The sequence below is a fragment of the Paenibacillus sp. TC-CSREp1 genome, assembly GCF_050171015.1.
Lineage (GTDB): Bacteria > Bacillota > Bacilli > Paenibacillales > Paenibacillaceae > Paenibacillus > Paenibacillus silvae.
The window spans coordinates 243,363-266,997 of record NZ_JBNOKM010000011.1 but is presented as its reverse complement, the minus strand read 5'-3'; the positions used below and the strand labels follow the sequence as shown (position 1 = coordinate 266,997).

Genomic DNA, 23,635 nt, shown 5'->3' with positions numbered 1-23,635 from the left:
GTTTCAATCATGAAAATGAAAGAATATTGAGAAAATTCACAAAATTATTTCATCAAATATGAAAAATCAGCAAAATTGGTGAGCAAATGCTATCTCCCTTATCATTCAACAACGTCAAATTCGCTTATAATCCAGCCATTCTTCAGGAAGCAAAGAACGATAAGGCTCCTGTGTAAACCGGTCATCGACCAGCACCAGCACACCCTTGTCCTCTTCGGTTCGGATAAGTCTGCCTCCAGCCTGAAGCACCTTGTTCATGCCCGGAAACACATAAGCGTAGTTAAAGCCGTTGCGTCCCGACTTGTCAAAATAATCCCGCAGCACGTTGTTCTCCAGACCGATCTGCGGCAGTCCCGCACCGACAACGACAACACCGTTCAGACGGTCTCCCGGCAGATCGACACCCTCCGAGAATACACCGCCCATAACAGCAAAAACAAGACGTGTACGCTCGGGGTGCGGCTGAAACGCCGCCAAAAACTGCTCACGCTCCTGCTCATTCATACCCTGCTCCTGCATGACCGTATCCGCATCACTTGCACCTGGAAGCTGTGCATATGCTTCATAAACCTCACGCATATACGGGTAGGAAGGGAAAAACACCAGTAAATTGCTGTGCGGCCATTCCGAAACAAGCTGCTGTAACATTTCGGCAATCGGACGTTTGGTGCGCTCCCGGTCCTTGTAACGCACAGACAGCGGCATTAGCCGCACATCCAGCTGTTCCCTGCTGAACGGGGATGGAATCTGCAGCGTGTAATCCTCCTCCTCTGCCCCCAGCATATCCCGGTAATAACGAAGCGGTGATAAAGTGGCCGAGAAATGAATGGTTGATCGGAAGCCCTTGGCCGTCTGACGCAGCTGCTGGGACGGGTCCAGACAGAACAGCTTCACCCGTACCTCGCTTCGCACACACTCTGCATACGTAATGAAACGCTCGTCATACAGCTTGGCAATGCGCACAAAATTTTGCGCCGTAAAATAGGCATCCAGCAGCAGCTGATCCATCTCGGCATTGCCCGATCCACCTTCAACCAGACATTGCTCGGCCACCAGAATAAACGGTTCCAGCCGTTCAATGAGCTCCTCCGGCGCCTCCTGCTGAATGATCTTGCCTTCTTCCCCGCCGTTCTTGCGAAGTGTGATCAGATACTTGTCAATCGCTCCCGTATAATCCACAATCGCTTTGGCGGCAGGCACATGGCTGCCCAGCGTCTGAAATTCTCTTTTAACATCGAGAAAAACAGCCTTTTCCAACTCTGCAGAGAACATCATTCGCCCGCGGTCCACCAGATTATGCGCCTCATCCACCAGCAGAACGGTCTTGCGCTTCTGTTCCTCCAGCATACGTTTGAGCGATATACGCGGATCGAAAATGTAGTTATAATCGCAGATTACCGCATCCGCCGCATAAGCCGCATCCAGTGAAAACTCAAACGGGCACACCCGATGTTTACGTGCATACTGCTCAATAACGGGCCGTGTCATCAAGGTCTCATGCTCCAGCATGTCCAGCACAGCGCCGTTAATCCGGTCATAATACCCTTCACACATGCCGCACTGGCCAGTATCACAGGCTTCCTCGTCTTTGAAGCAAATTTTGTCCTTCGCCGTCAGGCTGATGACATGCATTTTCAACCCCTCTGCCTGCATCCGGGCAAAGGCTTCCTCAGCCGCCACTCTCGTTGTCGTTCTCGCAGTCAGGTAGAACAGTCGGCTCGCCTCACCTTCACCGATGGCTTTCACCGTAGGGAAAAGCACGGACATCGTTTTGCCGATGCCTGTGGGTGCCTTTGCCATGAGTCCCTGGCCTTCACGAATCGTTTTGTACACTGCCCCTGCCAGCTTGCGCTGTCCCTCCCGGTATTTGCGAAAAGGAAACGGCAGCTCGCGCACACTAACGTCCCGCTCCGCTTCGTAAGCGGCAATCATCTCCGCATATGGTGCATATCCGGCAATCACCTCTGCAGCAAACTGCTCCAGCTCCTGCCGCTCGGCCATACGTCGAAACCGCCGCTCTTCGCCCGTCACCGAATGCACATATGTCAGCTGCACCTGCATGCGCGGCTCATCGTGCTGAACAGCATACATATACGCATACATCATCGCCTGCGCCCAGTGTACCTCAAGCCCGCCATCCAGCTCGTCCAGATTGCCAGCCGTTGACTTGATCTCATCTACCGTCAGCTGACCTTCCAGCCGAATCAGACCGTCACACCGTCCTTCGATGACATAAGTCAGCTCCCCATGCCGAAGCTCGGCTTCCAGCACAATTTCTTTCAAATCCTCTTCGGCATATGCCTTCTGCACCCGCTGGTGAATCCGCGTTCCCTCCTGCATTGAAGCATTGGTGCGGAACCCCGGACGTATACTGCCACTGCGGTACACGTACTCCACCAGCGGTCTAACCGATATGCGAATTGTTGTTGTCATACGATCACCCGTTCTGCTTGTAGTCTATATACTTTATCATGAAACGGTGTACGCTAACCATATTTCTGGGAAATTGCACTTGTCTCTAGCCATATGCTATGTTGAAGATATGTTGAACTGGCTCATATCACAATCAAACAAGGAGGCAAACTTCCTATGTATATTTATTTGGTTCCAGCCCCACTGCCAGATGCACTTGCTGCATATCCACATCTGACGTTGAAAGGCGCAGAAGATCAGGTGCGTCTTGCAATTGAAACGAAAGATCGCCTGCCGAGCATCGAGTCAGATGAGCAAGTGGCTGCATATGAGGCATTTGATGCCGCAGGATCATGGACAGGCGGCGGATTCGCTGTGCTGAACAATATCCCGGTTACGGAAGATGGACGGCCTGATTTTGAGGAACGTTTCAAGAACCGTGCCCGTAAAGTGGAAGACGAGCCTGGATTCGTCGGCATTCGAGTGCTCCGTCCGCTCAAGGGTGATACTTATGTCGTGCTTACGCTCTGGCAATCGGAGGAACATTTCAAGGGCTGGCAGCAGTCACAAGCCTACAACCACGCTCACCGCAACCGCAGCACAAGTGAAGGTCTGACGGCGCAGAAGCCAACCATGTTCCCGCGTCCATCGTTTGTAACCACGTATACGATTGAATAGGGCAAACGCATACTAATTATTCATTGTAGCGGTCGTTTTGCAATGAAATTTACGTACAAGTCTGTAACGTAGTGTCTATTTTCTTGGCATAGGTCCAATCCTTAGTGTAGTAGTCTACTTTCATGACATAGGTCCAGATGATCTCCAACATTTTAGCGATATGAATGGAACGTACGGATACTCTTCCAAACTCTAACGATCTCAGGAAACGCTATTTGGCCCATTTTAGCTCTGCTGAAATTCTAACGAATCCAGCAGAGCTTATTTGCTACAAAACAATGCTTTTGGGGCGAGAAATGGGCATATTTCACTGAAATAGCGTTTCTCAGAATCGTTAGCTTTGGAAAGTGCCGCCAAACGACTAAATAAGGCTTCCTGAGATCGTTAGCCCATCTCAACCTCTTCAATAAGTGATCCATCGCCTTAATCGCTCTTGCACTAGAGATAACCACCCTCGTTGCGTTGAATCTCTGCTTAATAAAATTCCGCTGCACTTCCACTCCAGGATATGCCCCTCGCTATATAACAACCAGCATGGTCTTCGCACTGTTTCTCATCATCTCTCATCTTTACAGAAAATAGAAAAGAGTAAAGACCCACGCACAAACCATCTGTGTGGTCTGAAAAGTGAGTCTTTACACTTATTGATGTGAACTGCCACGTGTTACAATTATACCCATCGCCCTGTAATTCCACCTGCAAGGTACTGTGATTTTACTTTACTGGCACGGGTGCTGGTGCTGGTGCTGGTGCTTCTAATTGTCGCCGGTACTTGCATTTATACTTACACTTCTGCTTGGATTTGTGCGGATGTTTTAGTTTATAATGATAACTTTCACCGGAAAAAGTGTTTTTACTTGTAGTCGATCATTGTGATTTTACTTTACCGACACCGTTACTTGTACTGGTGGTACTTGTACTTCTGCTTCTACTTGTCCTGGCACCTTCTCTTGTACGGGCGGTATTTGTAATTTTATTTTTACTGGCTTCCTTGTACTTGTAGCTGGGCTTGTTCTTTTCTTGCCTGCTTACGTTTACATGCTTACACTTGCCTACCTACACTTGTCCAGGTTCCAGCTATCGCATCTATATCATCGTGTCACTTCTTAAATAATGAATTGTACGTCTCGTCTCTGCGTTCACTCACCTACAGCGGACGCAGTGCCACGGATTCACGAGCGTTCAGCTGCTCTACCATGGCAAGCCATTCCTGCGGTTTGTTTGGCAGCACTGCATAATAGCGATTCAGGAAATCAGCCACCAGACTTGCGGGCAGCTCCACCAGCGACTCGTCACCCGGCATAAAGCACAGATCCAAGCCTCCTACGGCTTCACCGTCACCTTGCCAGGATGGATGCACATATGGGAAATCCAGACGCTGATAGCCCAGATGCGACAACACTTCGCGGCGCACGAACGGGTCCATCGGTTTAATGCCGCCAAACACATGGTCCTGACTCAAATACGGATTGTAGATTTCAGCGAACATGCCGAACAGCTCTTTACCGTTTGCAGCGGCAAGCTGCTGCAGATCACGCTTGCGGTGATTCGCCAAAAAGGCACCGATACCCAGGCCTTCACGGCCAATAATCGTAAAATCCGTCATGGCCACGTTCCAGTCCTCATAATAGCGGTACTCTGTTGCACCAACGACTTGGCCTTCATGTACAGCAACAAACACCCGGATGCCCGGGTCTTCCAGTGGCTCAGCCCATAGCGGAAAGTCCAGCACTTCCTCTGGCGGGAAAATCTCCTGCATCAGCTTGTGCATCTGGGCAAACAATGGGTCCTGAATAGATGTAATACGTGTAAATTCCATAGAACATATCCTCCTTATTTTTAAATATGTATTCAGTGCAACAGTTTGGTTCATCAAGCAGCGATCTGGAGAGGTAAATCTGCGTCTGTATTTTGTTTAAGTTTGCTAATGCCAGTTCATTGGCTAGCAGTCGGTCGAGAACTGAAGACGCACGGCGAGAACAACCATCACAACACCAAGAACAAAAATAATAATCGAACCCGGTACAGCTGACTGTGGACAATCATATGGACATGCCGATTCATGAAAACAGGTGCACATAGATATATAGACACGCGGACTCGCGGACACAGCGCCCATGGACATACGGACCCGCTGACACAGTGGACATGCACAAACCTCTCTTTATCGGAACGGATTACGCCACTCCATCAGAGCCGCATAATTGCAGGATTCCTCGTCATCCAGATAATCCGCAGCTACTCCAACAGGCATACGTCCGCATCGGAGCAAAAATGAAATGACCGGGTCATGCATCTCACCAGCGGCAACCTGATCCAGATACTGCTGTGCAGAAAACTGCCCGGCCACCAGATGATAACCTGGCATCCGTCCTGCCCCGAGCAGACGATCCATCCCCTGCGCGATCACAAGATGGTACATGGACTGCATCATAAGCTGAGCCAGTCCCCACTTCCGATATTTCGGCCGCACACAGAGATCAACGATGTACAGCGTGTTTCCATCCGGCTGATGATTGCGGATATACCCGTCATCCGTGACCTCGGCCCACGTATGACGGGCTGGGTGTGCCGGGTCCCACTGCATCCGCAGTGAGGTCATTGATCCAGCCAGCTCCCCATCAACCTCAATGCAGATCGCCCCTTCGGGGTAATGCTGCACATGGCTGCCAAGCTGCTCTTTGTTCCAGAGCAGCTCCTCCGGATATGGCGGCGGGAAACTCTCCGCCTGAATGCGAATAAGCTCTTCAAAGTCGGGCGCTGCATAGTTGCGAATGACTGCTTTAGCCCTGCCCTTTTTGCCATCACCAGCGGGTGGAGTTATCAGCAATTCCTTCATATACATTCCGCCTGTGCCTCCTTCCCAAGCTCAGATGATGAAACACATGTTACTCCTCTACTCCCAATCCGTGTACAGATCTGTGCGACGGTCACGCCAAGTCGTTACCGAACCGCGTTCACGCACCTCGTACAAGAGATCCAGATCAAGGTCAGCGGTGACGATCATATCGTTGTTGATCTCACCTTCCGCGAGAATACCGCGCGGCGGGAAGGGTACATCATTCGGCGTAATAATAGCGGCTTGTCCATAATTGGCACGCATGAAATCCACAGTCGGCAGATGACCCACCGTTCCCGTTAAGACAACGTATACCTGATTTTCCACCGCACGGGCATGACTCGTATAGCGTACCCGATAGAAGCCGTGGCGATCGTCCGTACAGGAAGGACAGAAAATAACATCCGCACCCTTTGCTTTTGCCATACGTACGATTTCTGGAAATTCTATATCATAACAGGTCAGCATCGCAATGCGCCCTTTGTCCGTGTCAAACACTTCAAGCCCGTCTCCCGCAGCCATGTTCCACTCCGTCACTTCGGTTGGCGTAATATGAATCTTCGCTTGGCGTGCGATCCGTCCGTCTGGGTAAAACATATGCGCTGTGTTGTACAGCTTGCCTTCCTTGCGAATGACATGTGTGCCCCCGATGAGGTGCATGTTATACTTGGCCGCAAGTGAGACGAACAGCTGCTCATACTGCTCCGTAAATTCAGGCAGATCTTCGATGGTCAGCGCATTCCCTTGTGCGTCTCCAATGGACATTAATTGGGTTGTGAAAAATTCAGGGAACAGCACAAATTCCGTTCCGAATTCGGAAGCTGTCCGTATGTAATGCTCCGCCTGTGCGGCAAATTCCTCAAATGAGTGAATCGTTTGCAATTGATATTGTACAGCGGATACCCGCAGTTTCATAAATCCTACACCTCCACCAATATGTGTGTTACCTTGTACCTCATCATGCACTTTTCCTACATTCCATTTCCTCATTGTATCAATGATCCGGCATCATTTCACCTGTTCTCCCAGCTTCGACTGGGTAAAGGCAATCCACTCTCGCGCGGCAAAAGAAAGATACCGATCCTTCCGCCAGATCATGCCGAGCTGCCACGGAATAACCGGCTCCCCGACCGGAATAATCCGCACACGCATATGGTCCACCTCACGGCAGATCGTCTCTGGCAGCAGGGCTACCCCCAGATTGGCGGCTACCATCGCACTCAGCAGGTCCCATTGCGAGCTTTCATAGACCACTCGCGGCTGAAAACCCGCCTGCTGACAGGCCACAATAATGCGATCATGGAGAGCAAAGTCCTCCCGAAACAAAACAAACGCATCCTGCTCCAATTCTTGAAGCGCCACCGACTCTTTCCCTGCAAGCGGATGTGAAGGATGTACCAGCAGATTCAGCTTTTCATGCACAAATACAAAATGATCCAGCACCTCATCCACTGTAGGAAGCACCGCCACACCGATATCCAAAGCCCCGCTGATCACATCTGCCTCTACTTTTTTGGCTCCATCCTCGAACAGCTGTATGCTTACCTGTGGATACGCTTTGTGGAATTCCCCGATAATCATCGGGAAAAAGCTCGATCCAACCATTGGCGGCAGACCGATACGCAGATGGCCCTTCTTCAGATTCATCAGATCGTCAAGCTCGGAGGAGAGACTGCGGAACGATTTTTCAATCTCCAGTGCCTGCCGAAAAAAGACATGCCCCGCATCCGTTAATTGAACTTGCTTCCCGTATCGGTCAAGTAAGGTAACGCCCAGTTCATCTTCCAGACTCTTCACGGTTTTACTAATGGTAGGCTGGGTGATATACAACACCTCGGCGGCCTTTGTGAAGCTCTGCTGCCGGGCAACCTCCAGAAAATATTGTAGATGGCGAATATCCATGGCCTATCCCCGCTCCTTCTTTTACCATCGTAAGCTTATACCCTTGTCATAGACAAATGGAATAGAAAACATTCTTAATATGCATTTTACTCATGAAAAGATGCACTGTAAAATTTGTGATACGAAGCAACGTTTCTTTTCATTTTCACAACAAATCACTAATCATATCAAATGCATGAAATCTTACACGGATATACAAGGAGGGATTCAGGTGAAAAAATGGGGCATCGGTATTGCGCAGGTTGCGCTGTTAATGGTTTTCTCACTGCTCATGGACCAGCTGGCCCGTGCTCTCCATCTGCCTGTACCCGGTTCAATAATCGGAATGGTCATTCTATTTATTTTACTGCAGACCGGTATTGTAAAGCTGCGGTGGATCGAGGTGGGAGCGGCGTGGCTGCTCGGCGAGCTGCTTTTATTTTTTATCCCGTCGGCCGTTGGTATCATGAATTACATGCCGATGCTGGAGCATGACGGACTGCAGATTTTATTTATCGTGCTGCTGAGCACGTTTCTGGTTATGGCCTGCACGGGCCTGGTTGCTACACGTATTGCCAAACGAAAGGAGCGTCACACGGGATGATTGGATTTTTATGTTTGCTGTTAACGGTCGGAATCTACTGGGTTGCCAAACGCATGTATCGCAGCCTGCCCAAAGTATACCTCTCGCCTCTGCTCATCACACCACTGCTGGTTGTAGGTGTACTGCTCGCCACCGGGACAGATTACGCCGCTTATAGCAGCGGGGGGAAATGGCTCAGTCTTTTGCTGCAGCCCGCTACAGTTGCATTTGCCGTGCCTCTATATACTTTTTTCCATGTGCTAAAAAAACATATATCCGAGATCGTGGTCAGCGTCATGACGGGTTCGGTCGTTGCAGTACTCTCTTCCGCCCTGCTCGCCAAATGGCTGCATCTGGACTCCGGATTGATTCACAGCCTGATTCCACGTTCCATTACAACACCGATTGCCATGAATGTGTCGGCTTCCATCGGGGGAATTCCTGCGGTTACAGCTGTATTTGTGATCATGACAGGGCTTCTCGGCGCAATTATGGGACCTTCTATAGTCAAAATGCTGCGCATTGATGGCGAGATCGCACGAGGTACACTGCTTGGAACGGGTGCTCACGGCACGGGAACTTCAAAAGCCTTTGAACTGAGTTCTTTGACAGGCACTATCTCCAGTATTTCCATGGTATTGGCAGCTCTCTTCACGTTGGCCGTCGCTCCCGCGCTTTCCAGACTTATTTTCCCTTAAACACAAACTTATTTTCCCATAATAGTAGAAACAATCCCTATTTTTTGAAATATTATTGTTGTATTAAAGCCCTTTCTTCCTTACAATAAGGACAGGTTTTAATGTTAATATTGCGGGGGAGATGCGATGAAAAGAACCGGAATGAAGAGATCTCTGGACCGTCTCGGACGAATTGTGCTTCCCAAAGAAATGCGGGATACAATGGAAATCCATATCGGCGATCCGCTTGAATTTTTCATTGAAGGGAAAGAGTTGATTTTAAGAAAGTACAAATCAACATTGTGTATTTTTTGCGGTGACGTGGATACGGAAATGTATTTCAAAGAGCAATTCATCTGCCGGACTTGTGCAATTCAATTAAAACACCCAGATGACACTCCCGACTGGTTCGTACCTGAGAATAAACAGGCTTCTCCACCTAAAGAGCGTCCTGCTGCCAAACCCGCTGCTCCTTCATGGAATGATGGAGATATGGCGGCAAGCCAGGACTACCCCGACTTGAGGCCCAAGACAGCACGTATGCTGCAACAGATGAAAGAAATTATTGAACAGCATCCAGGCCTCGCTCAACAGCAAATTGCGGAGAAACTTGGCATCAGCCAAGGACGCGTCTCTCAACTCAAAAAGCTACTATAGTCAAAGAATAGCATATGATCATAAATAAACAGTGCACCTTCCATGTATTAGGAAGGCAGGCTGCGAAAGAACCCTGGCTTCATCGGGTTCTTCTTTTTTTATACTTTTTTATGTCCAGTGAAAGGAGCCTTATGAATAAAATCCTGTACCTGTCTCAATTCGACCTCATGTCCTCCTTATCAGAGGCAGATCTGATGGAGATGGATAGCATGACGTCTATTACAACGTTCCCTAAACATACAACGATTCAGACACCCGCTACGTTTACGGAAGGTTTCTATTTTGTGAAAAAGGGGAAGGTTCGTTTGTACACGTTAAATACGGAAGGCAAGCAGTTCACCGTGGATATTTTGGGTGAAGGTAACGTCTTTGGAGAGATGAATGAACTTTCGCTTGGTACACGCGCTTTATATATTGAAACAACAGAGATTTGTGATATCTGCTTGATGGACAGAGGGCGATTTGAGCAGTTTTTAGTGGATCATCCGGCATTTATGATGAGCATGTTGAACGTGCTGAGTGAGCGGATCAAACAAATGAGTGAGCTGACACAGACGCTTGCACTCGGGAATTTACATGACAAAATCATGCATAACCTGTGCCGGCTGGCCGAACGGAACGGTTGGACGAAAGAGGATGGGTACTGCCGTATTCAGTATGGTGTGACACATCAGGAAATTGCCTGGATGGCTGGCGCCTCCAGAGAATCCGTTACAGCTGCGATGAAAGAGCTCTCGCAGTCAGGCCGCATACGTACCTCGTTTAAATCGGTTGCTCTTCATGCAAGTGAGCTTGAAGCATGCCATTAAACACCTTCTCCATGCTTAGAGATGTAAGCCAGCTTACATCTCTGCATTCCTGTTCCATTGTATGGTATACATAATGATTTCAGACAAGCAAGGAGGCCATACAATGAATGACCAATCAGATGTTGCCATCCCGGAAGAGATTCTGCTTCGCAAAGGTGCGCGTAAAGCTGCTGAAATCCCGGCACACATCCACCGTCTGCTGCAATCAGGAACGATTGAATCCGTGAATTTGACCGAATGGCTGGCCGTCAATCATGTTCTTCTGTTGGAGCAAATTACGCGTGAATTAGATATACCTGTCTCCACTCGGGAGGTCACCGCAAGACTCGGAAAAAAGGATGAACAACGCATTATGAAAATCATTTCCGAGATAGGCAGGCAGTGGCTGGAGTATATGGAGAAAAGGCCTGAGCAGGAAAACAAACAGCTCTTCAACTTTCTTGCCAAGCACCGTTCAGACAGTGTTCGCTGCTGGGCAGCATATATCATCGGACTTCATCCTGAACTGCATGTGACAGAGAAGCTCGAACAGATTCGTGCTTTTGCGGCAGATCATCACTTTGGAGTGAGAGAGATTGCCTGGATGGCTGTACGGGATTCCATCCGTGCAGATCTATCGGCAGCGCTTCAAGCATTGATCCCCTGGTGCACCGATCCTGATCCGATGATCAGGCGCTTTGCGATTGAATCTACCCGGCCTTGCGGGGTATGGGCGAAACATATTCAGCCGTTGAAGGAAAATCCGGCGATGGCTCTTCCGTTATTATCCGCAGTAAAATCGGATGACCACCTGTATGTACAAAATTCTGTCAGCAACTGGCTTAACGATGCGAGTAAAACCACCCCGGAGTGGGTACGCCAGGTATGTGCCGAATGGATCGAGCAATCGGACACCAGGCACACACAGCGAATCGTAAAACGAGCGCAGCGAAGCATCTGATCTCATCACACGTCACACTTGAAACATGAAACTGGCCCTGCTTGAATACAAAATGCAGAACAAAGTGAGCGCCAGCTCCTCATTTTTCCCTAAAGCTTTATCAGGTCGGCATTAGGCCTGCACCATCTCCAGGCTTTCCTCTTCTTCCAGTTGGCGCAGGCTTACCAGCAGCACTCCAATGTTAGCTGCAAGCAGTACAGCCGGGAACGGAACAGCCGCATATTGTGCATAGATCAGGTGGCTGCCTACAGCTCCAATCAGAATAAAGGTCAGTACACCTGAGGCCAAAATGCGGGTACGCGGAATAAGCAGCCCTACTGCACTCAGCAGTTCCAATGCGCCAAGCAAATACATCGTCCAGGTTGGATAAGAGAAGCTCTCGAATGTTTCGATCATCATCTCGGCTCCTGTCACTTTATTAACACCCGTCATGACAAACACTCCCGCCAGTACCACTAAGAAAACATATCCCAACACTTTTTTCATTTCTGTGATCCCCCTATAACCAGATTGCTATTTTTGAAGTTTTAAAATTTTTGGGCGGATACCCGACAATACAGTAGTAATATATGTAAAAGCCCTCTAAAGGAACTGAGTTTTGGGAAGAACTATACGCTTCGTATTCACTAACATTAGAAAGCAATTCAATACAAATTATTATTCACAAACTTACTTTTATGAAGTGAGTATATAATAATAAGATAATTTCTTCAAGTAATTTTTCTTGAAATGATGTATAATACATACAAAAGGTATGTTACAGTATATTTTGTAGTGACCTTTCATTATACTTGGAAGTAACCCTTTATCTTTATGGAAGGTGCTTGTATTTTGTAGAGCGGCAGAACGTTTTGTCCTTTTATATAGCGCAATATGTCATATCTGTTATGAATCGAGGTGAAACACGTTGAAGCTGAGAAAAGTTAAATCTCCAAGTCCCTGCATGATTACACAGGCGATGGATATCATCGGGAAAAAGTGGGTGCTGCTGATCATGTATCAGCTGTTGTCCGGACCAAAGCGGTTCACAGAGCTGGAGGCCGAAATGGCCATTAGCGGGCGGCTGTTATCAGAGCGTCTGAAGGAAATGGAAATGGAAGGCATTGTTACCCGGCATATGTATCCCGAGATTCCTCCCCGTGTGGAATATGAGCTTACACCTAAAGGCAGAGCCATCGAACCTGTCATTAATCAAATCTACAGCTGGTCCTCGGACTGGTTGAAAGAGCAGCAGCAATCGAAATAGCTTAGCTAGATAAACGCCGAGGCAAAAACAAAGGGATCTCTTTTTCGATAGAACGACGGCTCTCGCTACAATTAGCGAGCAGCATAAATACGCCTGCACCAGAACCATAGAGAAAAGGGTTCCGGTTGCAGGCGTATTTGAGCTTTGCAGCTTTCGTGAAAAAGCTCTGCTGAAGCTGTGTTGAAACTCCATTGAATATCGGTCGAAGCTTAAGTTACAGCTAGCATACCGTCTCTGAATTCTTTACGGCAGCCATGACTCCTCTTCTAACGAGCGATTTGCGATGAAGACTGGAGCTGCACAGGCAGCCCTGACTCCACCGATGCCTGTGCAGCGGTTGTGATCTCTTGTGTGCGGCAGGCATCCGCATAGTCGGACAAAATGCGGGAACGGTCACCCGTTCGCAGGGCATGAATAAATGCCTCGTTCTCCCGTTCATACGGGTTATGCCCCGCTGCAACCTCAAGTCCTGCCATCGGATGTGAAGCTGCATCCGGCACAAGCAGACGCTCTGGCGTCCAATCCCATACGCCGGCATCCGTGTAAAATTGTAGTCCCGCCCCGCCTTCTCCATCAGGCAGCAGGCACGTGTTCGCAATGCTTGCAATAGCACCGCTCTCCAGCTTCAGCGTCACATTGGCCACATCGGCCACGGTTACATGCTCATGCTTCTCATGCATGCTGCGCTGGGCTGCCACGGCGTAGACCTCTGTCACTTCGCCTGCACAGAAGCGGAGCAGATCGACGATATGTGTCGTCTGTTCGACAAACTGCCCACCCGAACCTTCCTGGCGACGCCACCAGCCGACTCCAGGCATTCCGCCCATCCAGCGCCCCAGTGCCATGCCTACCTTCTGCTCCTGCATGGCTTGCTTCATGACCTGGACCGACTCCTGATAACGGAAGTGATACCCAACAGAAGTTAACAAGGATGATTGCTGTACCTGCTCTACGATGCGGAGCGGTATATCCATCCCGGTGCTCAGCGGTTTCTCCACCAGAAAAGGTATTCCTCGTTTAATCAACTCGGCTTCAATGGACCCGTGAGACATCGGAGGTACACAGATGTATACGGCATCCAGCTTCTCTCCGTCCAGCATCTGTTCCAGCTGCTCATACCCGGCAGCATCATATACAGAAGCCATCGCTTCCGCCTTTTCAAGCGTTGTCCCGCATACACTTGCGACACGAACACCTTTCATACGAGTAATAATATCTGCGTGTACTTTGCTGAACCAACCCGTGCCAATGATACCGATCTGTAATGTCATGGATGTAATCCCCTCTCTGTGTTACGCGCTTACATGTTCCATTCGACCCAGATCTACAAAATCCTGCCGCCCTAGCTCTTTCCGGATGCTTCCAGCAGCAATTGATCCAGCTGTTCCATGTAAACTTCCGTCTGCTGTTCAGACCAGCCTAGCTGTTCTGCCATATAAGCGCTGACTGCTGATTTGTAACGGCGAACCTCGTCGATGCGAAAAAATAAATCCGCCGTTCTGCGCACCCAGAAATCTGCTGGCGTAGCCGCCATCTCTTCCTCCATTGCATAACGAAGCATCAGCAAAAGCTCCTGCGGCATGCCATGAAGCTCCGCCTTTGTCCGCGGTTCAGGCATGCGCTCATACAGCGCATCAACATTGGAACCATAGGTGCGGGCAAGACGCTCCGCCACACGCCGATCCAGTCCCAATGCAACACCGTCCTTGATTTTGCGCTCGGTATACGATACGTATCCGGCCGAGCCGCCAACGTGACCACCAGAGATGGGCATCTTTTTAGTGACACACGGGCCAATGCTTTCCCCGTATTCCTGCTGCAGCTGACGTGCAACCAGATCAACCACCATCTCGGCCATTTTGCGATATCCCGTCAGCTTACCGCCAGCAATCGTAATCAGACCTGAATCCGATACCCAGACTTCATCCTTACGTGAAATCTCGGAAGGGCCCTTGCCCTCCTCATGAATGAGCGGACGCACACCTGCCCATCCGGATTCGACATCCTGGGCACGAATCTGGACATCCGGGAACATGCCGTTTACCGCTTCAATCACATAATCACGATCGGCTTCCGAGATTAACGGGTGCGCCGGGTCTTCACGGTAGACTGTATCTGTTGTACCTACATAGGTTTTGCCATCACGCGGCACTGCAAAGACCATGCGTCCATCCGGTGTATCAAAATAAACCGCCTGCCGCAGCGGAAATCGTGCACCATCAAATACCAGATGAATGCCCTTGGTCAGCTGCAGCGTTTTGCCTTGGCGCGAGCCATCCACTTCACGCAGCGTATCCACCCATGGCCCCGAAGCGTTAATCACTTTTTTGGCCCGAAGTGTATAACCGCTTCCGTTCAGTTGATCCACCGCCTGAATGCCTGTAATGATCCCGTCTTCTTTCAGAAAGGAGGATGCCTTCACATAGTTGACCGCAAGTGCTCCGCGCCGGACCGCTTCCTTCATGACTTCAATGGTTAGTCTCGCATCATCTGTCCGATATTCCACATAACGCCCGCCTCCCAGCAGCCCCTGCTTCCGCAGCAAAGGCTCAGCCGTAGCAGCTTCACTGGCATTCAACATCTGCCGCCGTTCACTGCGCTTCACTCCCGCAAGCGTGTCATACACCATCAAACCGATGGATGTGCTGAAACGGCCAAATGTACCGTCCGTGTAGATGGGCAGCAGCATCGGCTCAGGTGTCGTGACGTGCGGACCATTCTCATAGACAACCTCCCGCTCCCGCCCTACCTCGGCGACCATTTTCACTTCAAACTGCTTCAAATATCGCAAGCCGCCGTGTACCAGTTTGGTCGAACGGCTTGATGTACCTGCCGCAAAATCCTGCATTTCCACCAAAGCCGTCTTCAGCCCACGAGACACAGCGTCCAGTGCAATGCCTGCTCCCGTAATGCCGCCTCCGATAATCAACACGTCAAATTGTGCATTCGACATTTGCTCCATCATTTCTGTTCGTTGTGCTACCGAGAACATGATCGCCATATGATGACCCCCCATTATTTCCCTTATTTTCTCTAAAAAAACAACAAAAAAAGGACCACGTCAATCGTTCAGCAATTGCTGAACGCACGTGGTCCCTCCCGATCTCCAGACATCATTTTTTAACTTGTAACATAATCCTATCACAGATTTTCGGCGGCGTGAAGGCCTGATTTGACACAATATTCAAAAAAATTTCAAAAAGTTTTTTTAGCTCAAGGATGTATTTTCAAAGCAACCCACTAAATTTTCATTTTTCCTTATTGTGGGCAAACCCTTCATGCATACCAGGAATATAATCCCTGTAAATCATACATCTTTTTCCACCAATAAATCTCATTAATAACATATGTTTAACGAAAAAGTACAAATGACCATTTGTTGTAATAGAGAAAAATTCTCCTCTGTCCCTCGTCTTCCAACCGTATAACGGGCTTTATTTGAAAGCCATCGCAGCCTTCACTGCTCGCTGCCAGCCGGAATACAACTGCTGCCGCTCATCGTCCGCCATCACCGCTTCGAAGACACGCTCCGTATGATCATGATTGTTCAGTTCATCTGCCCCGGACCAGAATCCGACTGCCAAACCTGCCAGATACGCTGCCCCAAGTGCTGTCGTTTCGTTCACTGATGGACGCTCCACCGGAATGCCCAGAATATCGCTTTGGAACTGCATCAGAAAATCATTTGCTGCAGCACCACCGTCCACCCGTAAAGTATGAACCGGATAGCCCGAATCCGTCACCATCGCTCCCAGTACATCCTTGGTCTGATAAGCCAGCGCCTCCAGTGCTGCACGGATAAAATGCTCCTTCGTTGTGCCGCGGGTAAGACCAAACACCGCTCCCTTCACATCGCTGTCCCAATACGGACTTCCGAGCCCGACAAAGGCTGGTACCATATAGACTCCATCCGTTGTCGGTACCCGCTTGGCATAGTCTTCGCTATCCTTGGAGGAACGAAGCATGCGCAGACCGTCCCGCAGCCACTGCAAAGCCGAGCCAGCCACGAAGATGCTGCCCTCCAGCGCATAATGAACCTTGCCGTCAACTCCCCAGGCAATCGTTGTAATCAGCCCATGGTCGGATTGCACTGGCACTTCTCCCGTGTTCATGAGCATGAAGCACCCGGTGCCATATGTATTTTTCATACTGCCCTTGGTATAACATCTTTGACCAAAGAGCGCAGCCTGCTGATCCCCTGCCGCCCCTGCAATCGGAACCCGGTGACCGAAGAAGTGATAGTCTGTCGTATGTGCGTATATTTCAGAGGAGCCACGTACTTCCGGCAGCATTGCCTTAGGGATATCCAGAATCCCCAGCAATTCATCATCCCACTGCAGATCGTAAATGTTGTACATCAATGTACGCGAGGCGTTGGATACGTCCGTCACATGTGTTCCGCCGCTTAGTTTCCAGATCAGCCAGCTGTCAATCGTGCCAAACAGCAGTTCTCCCTTTTCGGCCCGTTCGCGGGCACCAGGCACATGATCCAGAATCCATTTCACTTTCGTGCCCGAGAAGTATGGATCGATCAGCAGACCTGTTTTCTGATGAAACAGGTGATCCAGCCCTTGCGTTTTCAACTCATCACAGATGGATGCTGTCTGTCTGGACTGCCATACCACCGCATTATAAATCGGTCTGCCGGTTTGTTTATCCCAGACAACTGCGGTCTCCCGTTGATTCGTAATGCCTATCCCTGCAATCTGTGCGGGCTTGATGCCGCTCTCGGCCAGACATGATGCCATAACCGCCAGAATAGAGCTCCAGATTTCGTTGGCGTTCTGCTCCACCCAGCCCGGCTTGGGAAAATACTGCGGAAACTCCTGCTGTGCGATGTGTACAATCTCGCCACTATGGTTAAAAAGTATTGCTCGGGAGCTTGTTGTGCCCTGATCCAGGGCCAGAATAAATTTTTCCATACGGAACCCTCCTGTATATACCATTATCATGTAAGCGATTTCTTGAAATATTTGATCAAATCAGCATTGGATGTTGTTACTGCCGCCGCTCCAACCCCAAGCGCAAGCTCCACCTCTTCCGGCGTACGAATCAACCCGCCTGCAATAATCGGAATGCCCGTTCGCTCGGATACCTCCGCGATAATATGCGGAATCACCCCGGGTAATACCTCGATGTAGTCAGGCTGTGTTTTGGCAAGCAGCTGGTAGCTTTTCTCGAGTGCGTGTGTGTCTAGCAGAAATACCCGCTGAATGGCTGTAATGCCTTTTTGCTTTGCTTTCTGAATGATGCTGGCCCGTGTAGAGATCAATCCTGCCGGACGGATATGCTGACACAGATACTCTGCGGCGTATTCATCATTCTTCAGACCCTGCACCAGATCAGCATGCAGCAGAATATTCTTCTCATACCGCCGCGCCCGCTCCATCATGCTCTGGAGCTGTGCAATGTGTGTCTCCAACATGACCCCGTAGGTATAAGGGCCTTCGATTATCGCTTCAAACTGCTTCATGCTCTTTGCAGCTGGCAAAATACGCTGTCCCTCAAATGGCACCTTCGTTCCTCCTGCATTCATCAGATGACTATATTGTATAATTCGTCACACATCAACGGCAAGCCACTTCGAACACAAATCGGGTAAATCAGCACATGTACAAATGAACCGTGTCCGATAAACCGCCGGGGCCATGATCTGCATTAACCGAGCGGCACGGGGCCTTCTAACAAGCTGATTGCTGCTCCATAAAACAAGACTGCTATCACCCCTTTACATACAAAAGGACTGCTAACGCTCCTTTTCGTGTGAAAAGTGCAGTAGCAGCCCATTTATGTCAGGCCTGAGGCCCCTTATTTCGTTTTTCATTTCTCGTTTCAGTTCTTTTCATGTCAGTTCGTTGATTACATCACGCCTGCGCATGCGGAAGCAGCGTCTCTGCCCCGGCCAATCCGTCACTGTCTGCCAGGTGACCGGAACGGCTTACTTTGGTTTGCAGATATTTCTCGTTGTACGCAGAGCGATCTCCCCACAGCGGAACACGTCCACCGACATTTAGCCCTGCTTCCTGCAAAGCAGCCAGTTTACGAGGGTTGTTCGTGATCAACGTCACCGGAGCCGGGCGAAGCGCACGCAGTACAGCAATCGCATCGTCATAATTACGAGCATCATCGGTGAAGCCGAGCTGCAGGTTCGCATCAACCGTATCCAGACCTTCCTCTTGCAAAATATAAGCCATCGCTTTGCTGAACAAGCCAATGCCACGTCCTTCATGATTCGCAAGATAGAACAGCGCACCTGCGCCGTGTGCAGCAATCATCTTCATGGACTGCTCCAGCTGGAAGCCGCAGTCACAGCGCTTGCTGCCGAAAATATCACCAGTGTGGCAAATGCTGTGCATACGAATGAGCGCATCCTGTGCTTCAGCGAAATCACCATACACCAGCACACTGGATTGCTGGCGTTCGGCCAGCTCGGCATCTGCGAGGGAAGCGATCAGTTCGCCGCTCTCCATCGCTTTGTCCGATTTCAGCCAGCTGTACCACTGAAATGTGTGCGTCTCTCCATCCAGGTTAACCGGGAGTTTAATCGGTCCCACCAGATATATGAATTCTTTTCCACTCGGAAAAGTCTGAATTTTAGGGGCAAGCAGTTGAATAATATGTGAATTGATCATCGTTCGTTCCTCCTGTTAAGCCATGTTCTTCTCATAATATAGTGCATTCGCAGCCAATGCGATCTTGGATCACTGTTACAGCTGCCTCAGATATAGCAACCTCAAAACAAACCTTGTATGCCACCCTTTGCATAGCAATGAAACATATCTATATTTTTTCTCACCATCATTAGTTACTTAATGTAAGTTAGTTTAGAATAAAAATTATATTGTGTCAAGTAACTTTTATTTTTTTAGTAACTACTGAAATTATGTTACGCAATGGACACACATTTGTGTTTCATTTGTGGAATATTGGGTATGAGTTTAGAAACTGTTCATACACTATTGGTGTAGTCCAGACAGTCGAGCTGCCATTGCTGCCTTAAACTTTTCTTGATACTTCTTGCCTCAAACCTAATGATGAGGGGGTTATGCACATGATCCGCCGAAAAAGAACCTACTGGACAGCCATTATCATGGTCTGTGTCCTGCTGATCAGCGGATGCTCTATCTGGCCGGGACAGGATAATTCAGCGTCCAACAAAAAGGTAACGCTTACATTGTGGTATTGGAACCGATCCATTGATGATAAGCTCATTGCCAAGGCCAAGGAAAAGTTCCCGAATATTGAACTGACGGCGCAGAAGATTGGTGGAGATTTCAAAGCCAAGCTCAAAACCACTCTCGCTGCACGCTCAGGTGAGCCGGACATCGTTGCCCTTAACGACTGGATTATGGAGTTATTTCCAAGTGAAGATCGTTTCTATAATTTGTATGATCTTGGCGCGGGGGAGGTCGAGAATCAGTATCTGCCTTGGAAATGGAAGCAGGGTGTGACACCAAGCGGACATATGATTGGTTTTCCGATGGACACGGGACCGACAGCCCTTTTCTATCGCGCTGATCTTTTCAAACAAGCAGGTCTGCCATCCGAACCGGAGGAGGTTGCGCGTCAGATCAATAACTGGGATGCCTATGCTGCTGCCGGGGAACAGATCAAGGAGAAGCTCGGGGGAAAGGTTTTTCTGACCGATAACATTGGAAGCGTTTACAACCAAGTGCTCTCCCAGGCTGCCGAGCGTTACTTCCGTCCCGATGGCTCGTTCATCGGCATGGACTCCCCTGCTGTACGCAAAAGCTGGGATACAGCCGTTGCCTTCAAGGAAAAGGGGCTGCTGGCTAATGCCGACGGCTGGACACCGGGCTGGAATGCGGCGATGAATAACGGAGAGATTGCCTCCTTCGTTGGCGCGGTCTGGATGAAGCAGGTGCTTCAGGAGGCGGCACCAGATACTTCTGGCGAGTGGCGTGTCACTCGCGCTCCTGGTGGAGACGGAAATAATGGCGGCTCCTTTATCTCCATTTTGAAATCGAGCAAACATCCGAAGGAGGCCTTCGAGCTCATTCGCTGGCTGCAGAGTCCAGAGAATCAGCTGGAGCAGTATAAGACGACGAATCTGTTCCCGTCCGCTCCAGGTGTGTTCGATGCACCGGTCATGAAAGAGAAGGAACCTTTCTTCGGCGGGCAGGCAACGGGACCCGTGTTTGCCGAATCGGCGCAGCATGTGCCGGATGCCTTTTTTGGCGAACGATATCCATCGGTACACAACATCATTACGCGGCGGCTGAACGATATTGCCAAACAAAACGCCGACCCGCAGCAGGTCTGGCCAGATACCGTGCACCGCGTTGAGCGGGAGCTGCAGCGGTAAGGCAGGCGTAATATTTAAATTTTTATATGATGCAGTGTCGGCTGGCCGTTTCCATAGTGGGCATTTGCTCTTATTGGTTTTCGCAGCTTCTACTTGTTTGGTTGGATTGGTTGGATTGGTTGGATTTGCTGGATTTCGTGCTTTCACTGGGTTTCGTGTTTCCACTGGGTTTCGCTGGTTTAACCAGGTTTCGTTGGTTCTACCGGCTTTCGTTCCGTTTCATTTGATGTGCTTTTGTTATCCGCAAAGGAGGAATTGATATGGCTATCACCGAACCTCGCATGTCGCCGGATTCCGGCCCATTCCAGCCCGATCTGGATCGGCAAAAATCACTCTGGGCCCGCATATGGGAGCATCGTGCGCTTTATGCCGCCATCTCGCCTTTTTATATTCTGTTCGCTGTGTTCGGACTGTTTCCCATTGCCTTCTCGCTGTATCTGGCCTTCCATAAATGGGATGGCATCGGCGTAATGACCTATAACGGCTTGAACAATTTCAAATACATGCTCACAGACGCTGAATTCTGGCAAGCGGTGGGCAACACGTTTATGATCTGGATTTATTCCACCATTCCGATGCTTTTCTTTGCGCTAATTATCGCGTTCCTGCTACATGCGCCTTTCATCAAGTTTCGCACTTTATTCCGGGTCGGTTACTTTCTGCCAAACGTCACGTCTATTGTAGCGGTAGCAATCATCTTTGGTGCGCTGTTCGCTAACAATTACGGCTTTCTGAACTATCTGCTGCAATCGGTCGGCCTTCCGGCGGTCGAGTGGCTGAATGCCCCTTGGGGCATCAAGGTGGCCATATCCTCTATGGTCGTGTGGCGCTGGACGGGATATAACGCCATCATCTATCTGGCCGGATTGCAGAGCATCCCGCAAACTTTGTATGAAGCGGCCCGTATCGACGGCGCATCTGCGGTGCAGTCCTTCTTTCGCATTACGATTCCCATGCTGCGTCCAGTCATCCTGTTCACGGTCATCACCTCCACGATTGGCGGCATGCAGCTGTTCACTGAACCGCAGGTGCTCGTGGGCAATGACGGCGGAGCCGGAGCGGCAGGAATGACGATTGTGCTGTACTTGTACCGCGAATCCTTCATTAACAATTACTTTGGCTACGGTGCTGCCGTTGGATGGGGCATGTTCCTGATCATTGCCCTGTTCTCGATCGTGAACTGGAAGCTTGTTCAAGGCAAATCATCCTGATGTGACAAGGGGGGAGCGCTCATGGCGTCCAAACATCTCAAGTCGCTGGTGCTATATACCGGCCTGATCGGTGGCATGCTCATATCCATGTTCCCGTTCTACTGGCTGATTGTTATGTCTACGCGGACCACATCCGATATCTACAAGTTTCCGCCCCAACTCTGGTTCGGCGGTGAACTGTGGAACAATATTACACGGGTGCTGCAGCAGATTGATTTCTGGGGAGCCTTTCTGAATACGTTGTTTGTATCAGGTGTCGTGACCCTTTTGGTGTTGTTTTTCGATTCACTGGCGGGGTTTGCATTTGCCAAATTCGAGTTTCCGGGCAAAAAATGGCTCTTCGTCCTGCTGCTCGCCACCATGATGGTGCCTTCCCAGCTGTCGCTGGTACCTTCCTTCGTGCTGATGGCCACGTTCGGGTGGGTGGGTTCCTTCAAAGCCCTTATTATCCCGGGCATGGTCAACGCCTTCGGCATCTTCTGGATTCGCCAGTATGCGACGGAATCCATTCCGAGCGACCTGCTGGATGCCGGGCGAATTGACGGATGTAATTTCTTTCGCCTGTATTGGAATGTAGCCTTGCCGATTCTGCGGCCTGCGTTTGCTTTTCTCGGCGCATTCACCTTCATCGGAGTATGGAACGACTACCTGTGGCCGCTGATCGTACTGACGGATGCACGCAAGTATACGCTCCAGATCGCATTGTCTCAATTAAACGGGCTATATAACACAGACTATGCCATGGTTATTGCAGGCACACTGCTCGCTGTCATCCCACTCATCATTATGTTCCTGTTCATCAGCCGCCAGTTCATCTCGGATATTGCCGCAGGAGCGGTGAAGGATTAAGCCTGGTGAAGCAGTTGGTATCGACACGGTGCTGGAGCTCTATCAACGCTATCGACACGCTAACGAATCCCACAAACCTTATTTGAGGGTTTTAGCAAAACTTTGAAATCTAACGATCACCAGAAGCCTTATTTGTGACTTTTCAGGCTAAAAGCAGCATAAAAACGGGCTTTTCAGGTAAATAGCATCTCCTGAGATCGTTAGAATCTGCAAGCTTGCTTTTTTCGCTAAATAGCGTCGCTGGGGATCGTTAGAGTTTGGGTATCATCTGCCGCATCCACCTTGTACTACGCAACTCACCAACTCATGCTTTTTTCCTTATTGAAGTTACAGCACAGCAGGCAATACAGGTGAGCGGGAAGTAGGTTAGCATCGGGTGAACAACGCAACTGAAGCAGACGGCAGCAGCAATGGCCTGCGAAACGGTAATGTCCAGTAAGGGGCAATGCACAGCACGGTAGCAACTTATACAGCAGGGCGCGAATGCACAGCGCAGCAGAAACTATCAGCGCAACAGTAACTTACAG

General features: G+C 49.7%; 21 protein-coding genes. 10 read left to right on the top strand and 11 right to left on the bottom strand.

All coding sequences use genetic code 11. The annotated features are described in order from the left end of the window. Positions 1-114: 114 nt before the first annotated feature. On the bottom strand, positions 115-2,433 hold the full coding sequence (locus tag ACQSGY_RS18775; RefSeq protein WP_427179773.1) for a helicase C-terminal domain-containing protein: 2,319 nt from the start codon (positions 2,431-2,433) through the stop codon (positions 115-117). A gap of 156 nt (positions 2,434-2,589) precedes the next feature. Between ACQSGY_RS18775 and ACQSGY_RS18770 the strand changes: the two genes are divergently transcribed. After that, positions 2,590-3,090: an antibiotic biosynthesis monooxygenase family protein gene (locus tag ACQSGY_RS18770; protein ID WP_427179771.1), complete on the top strand. Its 501-nt coding sequence runs from the start codon at positions 2,590-2,592 to the stop codon at positions 3,088-3,090. 1,147 nt (positions 3,091-4,237) lie between these two features. Here the strand turns inward: ACQSGY_RS18770 and ACQSGY_RS18765 are convergent. The 4 genes from ACQSGY_RS18765 to cidR all read right to left on the bottom strand — a co-directional run bounded on the left by ACQSGY_RS18765 (position 4,238) and on the right by cidR (position 7,831). Beyond that, a complete protein-coding gene (locus ACQSGY_RS18765; RefSeq protein ID WP_427179770.1) occupies positions 4,238-4,909 on the bottom strand; it encodes a GNAT family N-acetyltransferase in 672 nt (223 codons plus the stop codon). Between the two features lie 345 nt (positions 4,910-5,254). Next, positions 5,255-5,935, bottom strand: coding sequence for a GNAT family N-acetyltransferase (locus ACQSGY_RS18760; RefSeq protein ID WP_427179768.1), 681 nt, complete (start codon positions 5,933-5,935; stop codon positions 5,255-5,257). Positions 5,936-5,986: 51 nt separating this feature from the next. Beyond that, positions 5,987-6,844 carry a carbon-nitrogen hydrolase family protein gene (locus tag ACQSGY_RS18755; RefSeq protein WP_427179822.1) on the bottom strand — a complete coding sequence of 286 codons (858 nt, stop codon included), beginning with the start codon at positions 6,842-6,844 and terminating at the stop codon, positions 5,987-5,989. A 93-nt stretch (positions 6,845-6,937) separates the two neighbouring features. Further along, positions 6,938-7,831 carry a cidABC operon transcriptional activator CidR gene (gene cidR / locus ACQSGY_RS18750; RefSeq protein ID WP_184181057.1) on the bottom strand — a complete coding sequence of 298 codons (894 nt, stop codon included), beginning with the start codon at positions 7,829-7,831 and terminating at the stop codon, positions 6,938-6,940. A gap of 211 nt (positions 7,832-8,042) precedes the next feature. Between cidR and ACQSGY_RS18745 the strand changes: the two genes are divergently transcribed. The 5 genes from ACQSGY_RS18745 (at position 8,043) to ACQSGY_RS18725 (ending at position 11,476) form a co-directional block, all read left to right on the top strand. Next, positions 8,043-8,414, top strand: a complete 372-nt coding sequence (locus tag ACQSGY_RS18745) for a CidA/LrgA family protein (RefSeq protein ID WP_145404607.1) — start codon at positions 8,043-8,045, stop codon at positions 8,412-8,414. Further along, on the top strand, positions 8,411-9,091 hold the full coding sequence (locus ACQSGY_RS18740; protein WP_111270658.1) for a CidB/LrgB family autolysis modulator: 681 nt from the start codon (positions 8,411-8,413) through the stop codon (positions 9,089-9,091). Before ACQSGY_RS18745 ends, ACQSGY_RS18740 begins: the two co-directional genes overlap by 4 nt. Positions 9,092-9,217: 126 nt before the next feature. Further along, positions 9,218-9,727, top strand: a complete 510-nt coding sequence (locus ACQSGY_RS18735) for an AbrB/MazE/SpoVT family DNA-binding domain-containing protein (protein ID WP_188594101.1) — start codon at positions 9,218-9,220, stop codon at positions 9,725-9,727. 131 nt (positions 9,728-9,858) lie between these two features. Beyond that, positions 9,859-10,536 (top strand): Crp/Fnr family transcriptional regulator, encoded by a 678-nt coding sequence (locus ACQSGY_RS18730; RefSeq protein WP_427179765.1) that lies wholly within the window; start codon positions 9,859-9,861, stop codon positions 10,534-10,536. 103 nt (positions 10,537-10,639) lie between these two features. Beyond that, positions 10,640-11,476 carry a HEAT repeat domain-containing protein gene (locus ACQSGY_RS18725; RefSeq protein WP_427179763.1) on the top strand — a complete coding sequence of 279 codons (837 nt, stop codon included), beginning with the start codon at positions 10,640-10,642 and terminating at the stop codon, positions 11,474-11,476. Positions 11,477-11,587: 111 nt separating this feature from the next. On the opposite strand, the gene ACQSGY_RS18720 is transcribed toward ACQSGY_RS18725, so the two are convergent. Further along, complete coding sequence (locus tag ACQSGY_RS18720) at positions 11,588-11,962, bottom strand: DoxX family protein (protein ID WP_289376579.1); 375 nt, start codon at positions 11,960-11,962, stop codon at positions 11,588-11,590. Positions 11,963-12,419: 457 nt separating this feature from the next. On the opposite strand from ACQSGY_RS18720, the gene ACQSGY_RS18715 reads away from it, so the two are divergent. Then, positions 12,420-12,722 carry a winged helix-turn-helix transcriptional regulator gene (locus ACQSGY_RS18715; RefSeq protein WP_216515482.1) on the top strand — a complete coding sequence of 101 codons (303 nt, stop codon included), beginning with the start codon at positions 12,420-12,422 and terminating at the stop codon, positions 12,720-12,722. A gap of 266 nt (positions 12,723-12,988) precedes the next feature. On the opposite strand, the gene ACQSGY_RS18710 is transcribed toward ACQSGY_RS18715, so the two are convergent. The 5 genes from ACQSGY_RS18710 to ACQSGY_RS18690 form a co-directional block, all read right to left on the bottom strand. Beyond that, positions 12,989-13,993: a Gfo/Idh/MocA family protein gene (locus ACQSGY_RS18710; RefSeq protein WP_427179761.1), complete on the bottom strand. Its 1,005-nt coding sequence runs from the start codon at positions 13,991-13,993 to the stop codon at positions 12,989-12,991. A gap of 71 nt (positions 13,994-14,064) precedes the next feature. Then, positions 14,065-15,723 carry a glycerol-3-phosphate dehydrogenase/oxidase gene (locus ACQSGY_RS18705; protein WP_427179759.1) on the bottom strand — a complete coding sequence of 553 codons (1,659 nt, stop codon included), beginning with the start codon at positions 15,721-15,723 and terminating at the stop codon, positions 14,065-14,067. 433 nt (positions 15,724-16,156) lie between these two features. Then, a complete protein-coding gene (glpK, locus tag ACQSGY_RS18700; RefSeq protein WP_427179757.1) occupies positions 16,157-17,644 on the bottom strand; it encodes a glycerol kinase GlpK in 1,488 nt (495 codons plus the stop codon). 26 nt (positions 17,645-17,670) lie between these two features. Next, positions 17,671-18,237, bottom strand: a complete 567-nt coding sequence (locus tag ACQSGY_RS18695; protein ID WP_427179755.1) for a glycerol-3-phosphate responsive antiterminator — start codon at positions 18,235-18,237, stop codon at positions 17,671-17,673. Positions 18,238-18,586: 349 nt separating this feature from the next. Beyond that, complete coding sequence (locus ACQSGY_RS18690) at positions 18,587-19,354, bottom strand: GTP cyclohydrolase II (RefSeq protein WP_427179753.1); 768 nt, start codon at positions 19,352-19,354, stop codon at positions 18,587-18,589. Positions 19,355-19,773: 419 nt separating this feature from the next. Here ACQSGY_RS18690 and ACQSGY_RS18685 point away from each other — a divergent pair, with 419 nt between their 5' ends. The 3 genes from ACQSGY_RS18685 to ACQSGY_RS18675 all read left to right on the top strand — a co-directional run bounded on the left by ACQSGY_RS18685 (position 19,774) and on the right by ACQSGY_RS18675 (position 23,108). Continuing rightward, positions 19,774-21,048, top strand: a complete 1,275-nt coding sequence (locus ACQSGY_RS18685; protein WP_427179751.1) for an ABC transporter substrate-binding protein — start codon at positions 19,774-19,776, stop codon at positions 21,046-21,048. A gap of 260 nt (positions 21,049-21,308) precedes the next feature. Continuing rightward, positions 21,309-22,259, top strand: coding sequence for a carbohydrate ABC transporter permease (locus ACQSGY_RS18680; protein WP_427179749.1), 951 nt, complete (start codon positions 21,309-21,311; stop codon positions 22,257-22,259). Between the two features lie 21 nt (positions 22,260-22,280). Further along, positions 22,281-23,108 carry a carbohydrate ABC transporter permease gene (locus ACQSGY_RS18675; protein WP_111270667.1) on the top strand — a complete coding sequence of 276 codons (828 nt, stop codon included), beginning with the start codon at positions 22,281-22,283 and terminating at the stop codon, positions 23,106-23,108. Positions 23,109-23,635: the final 527 nt, after the last annotated feature.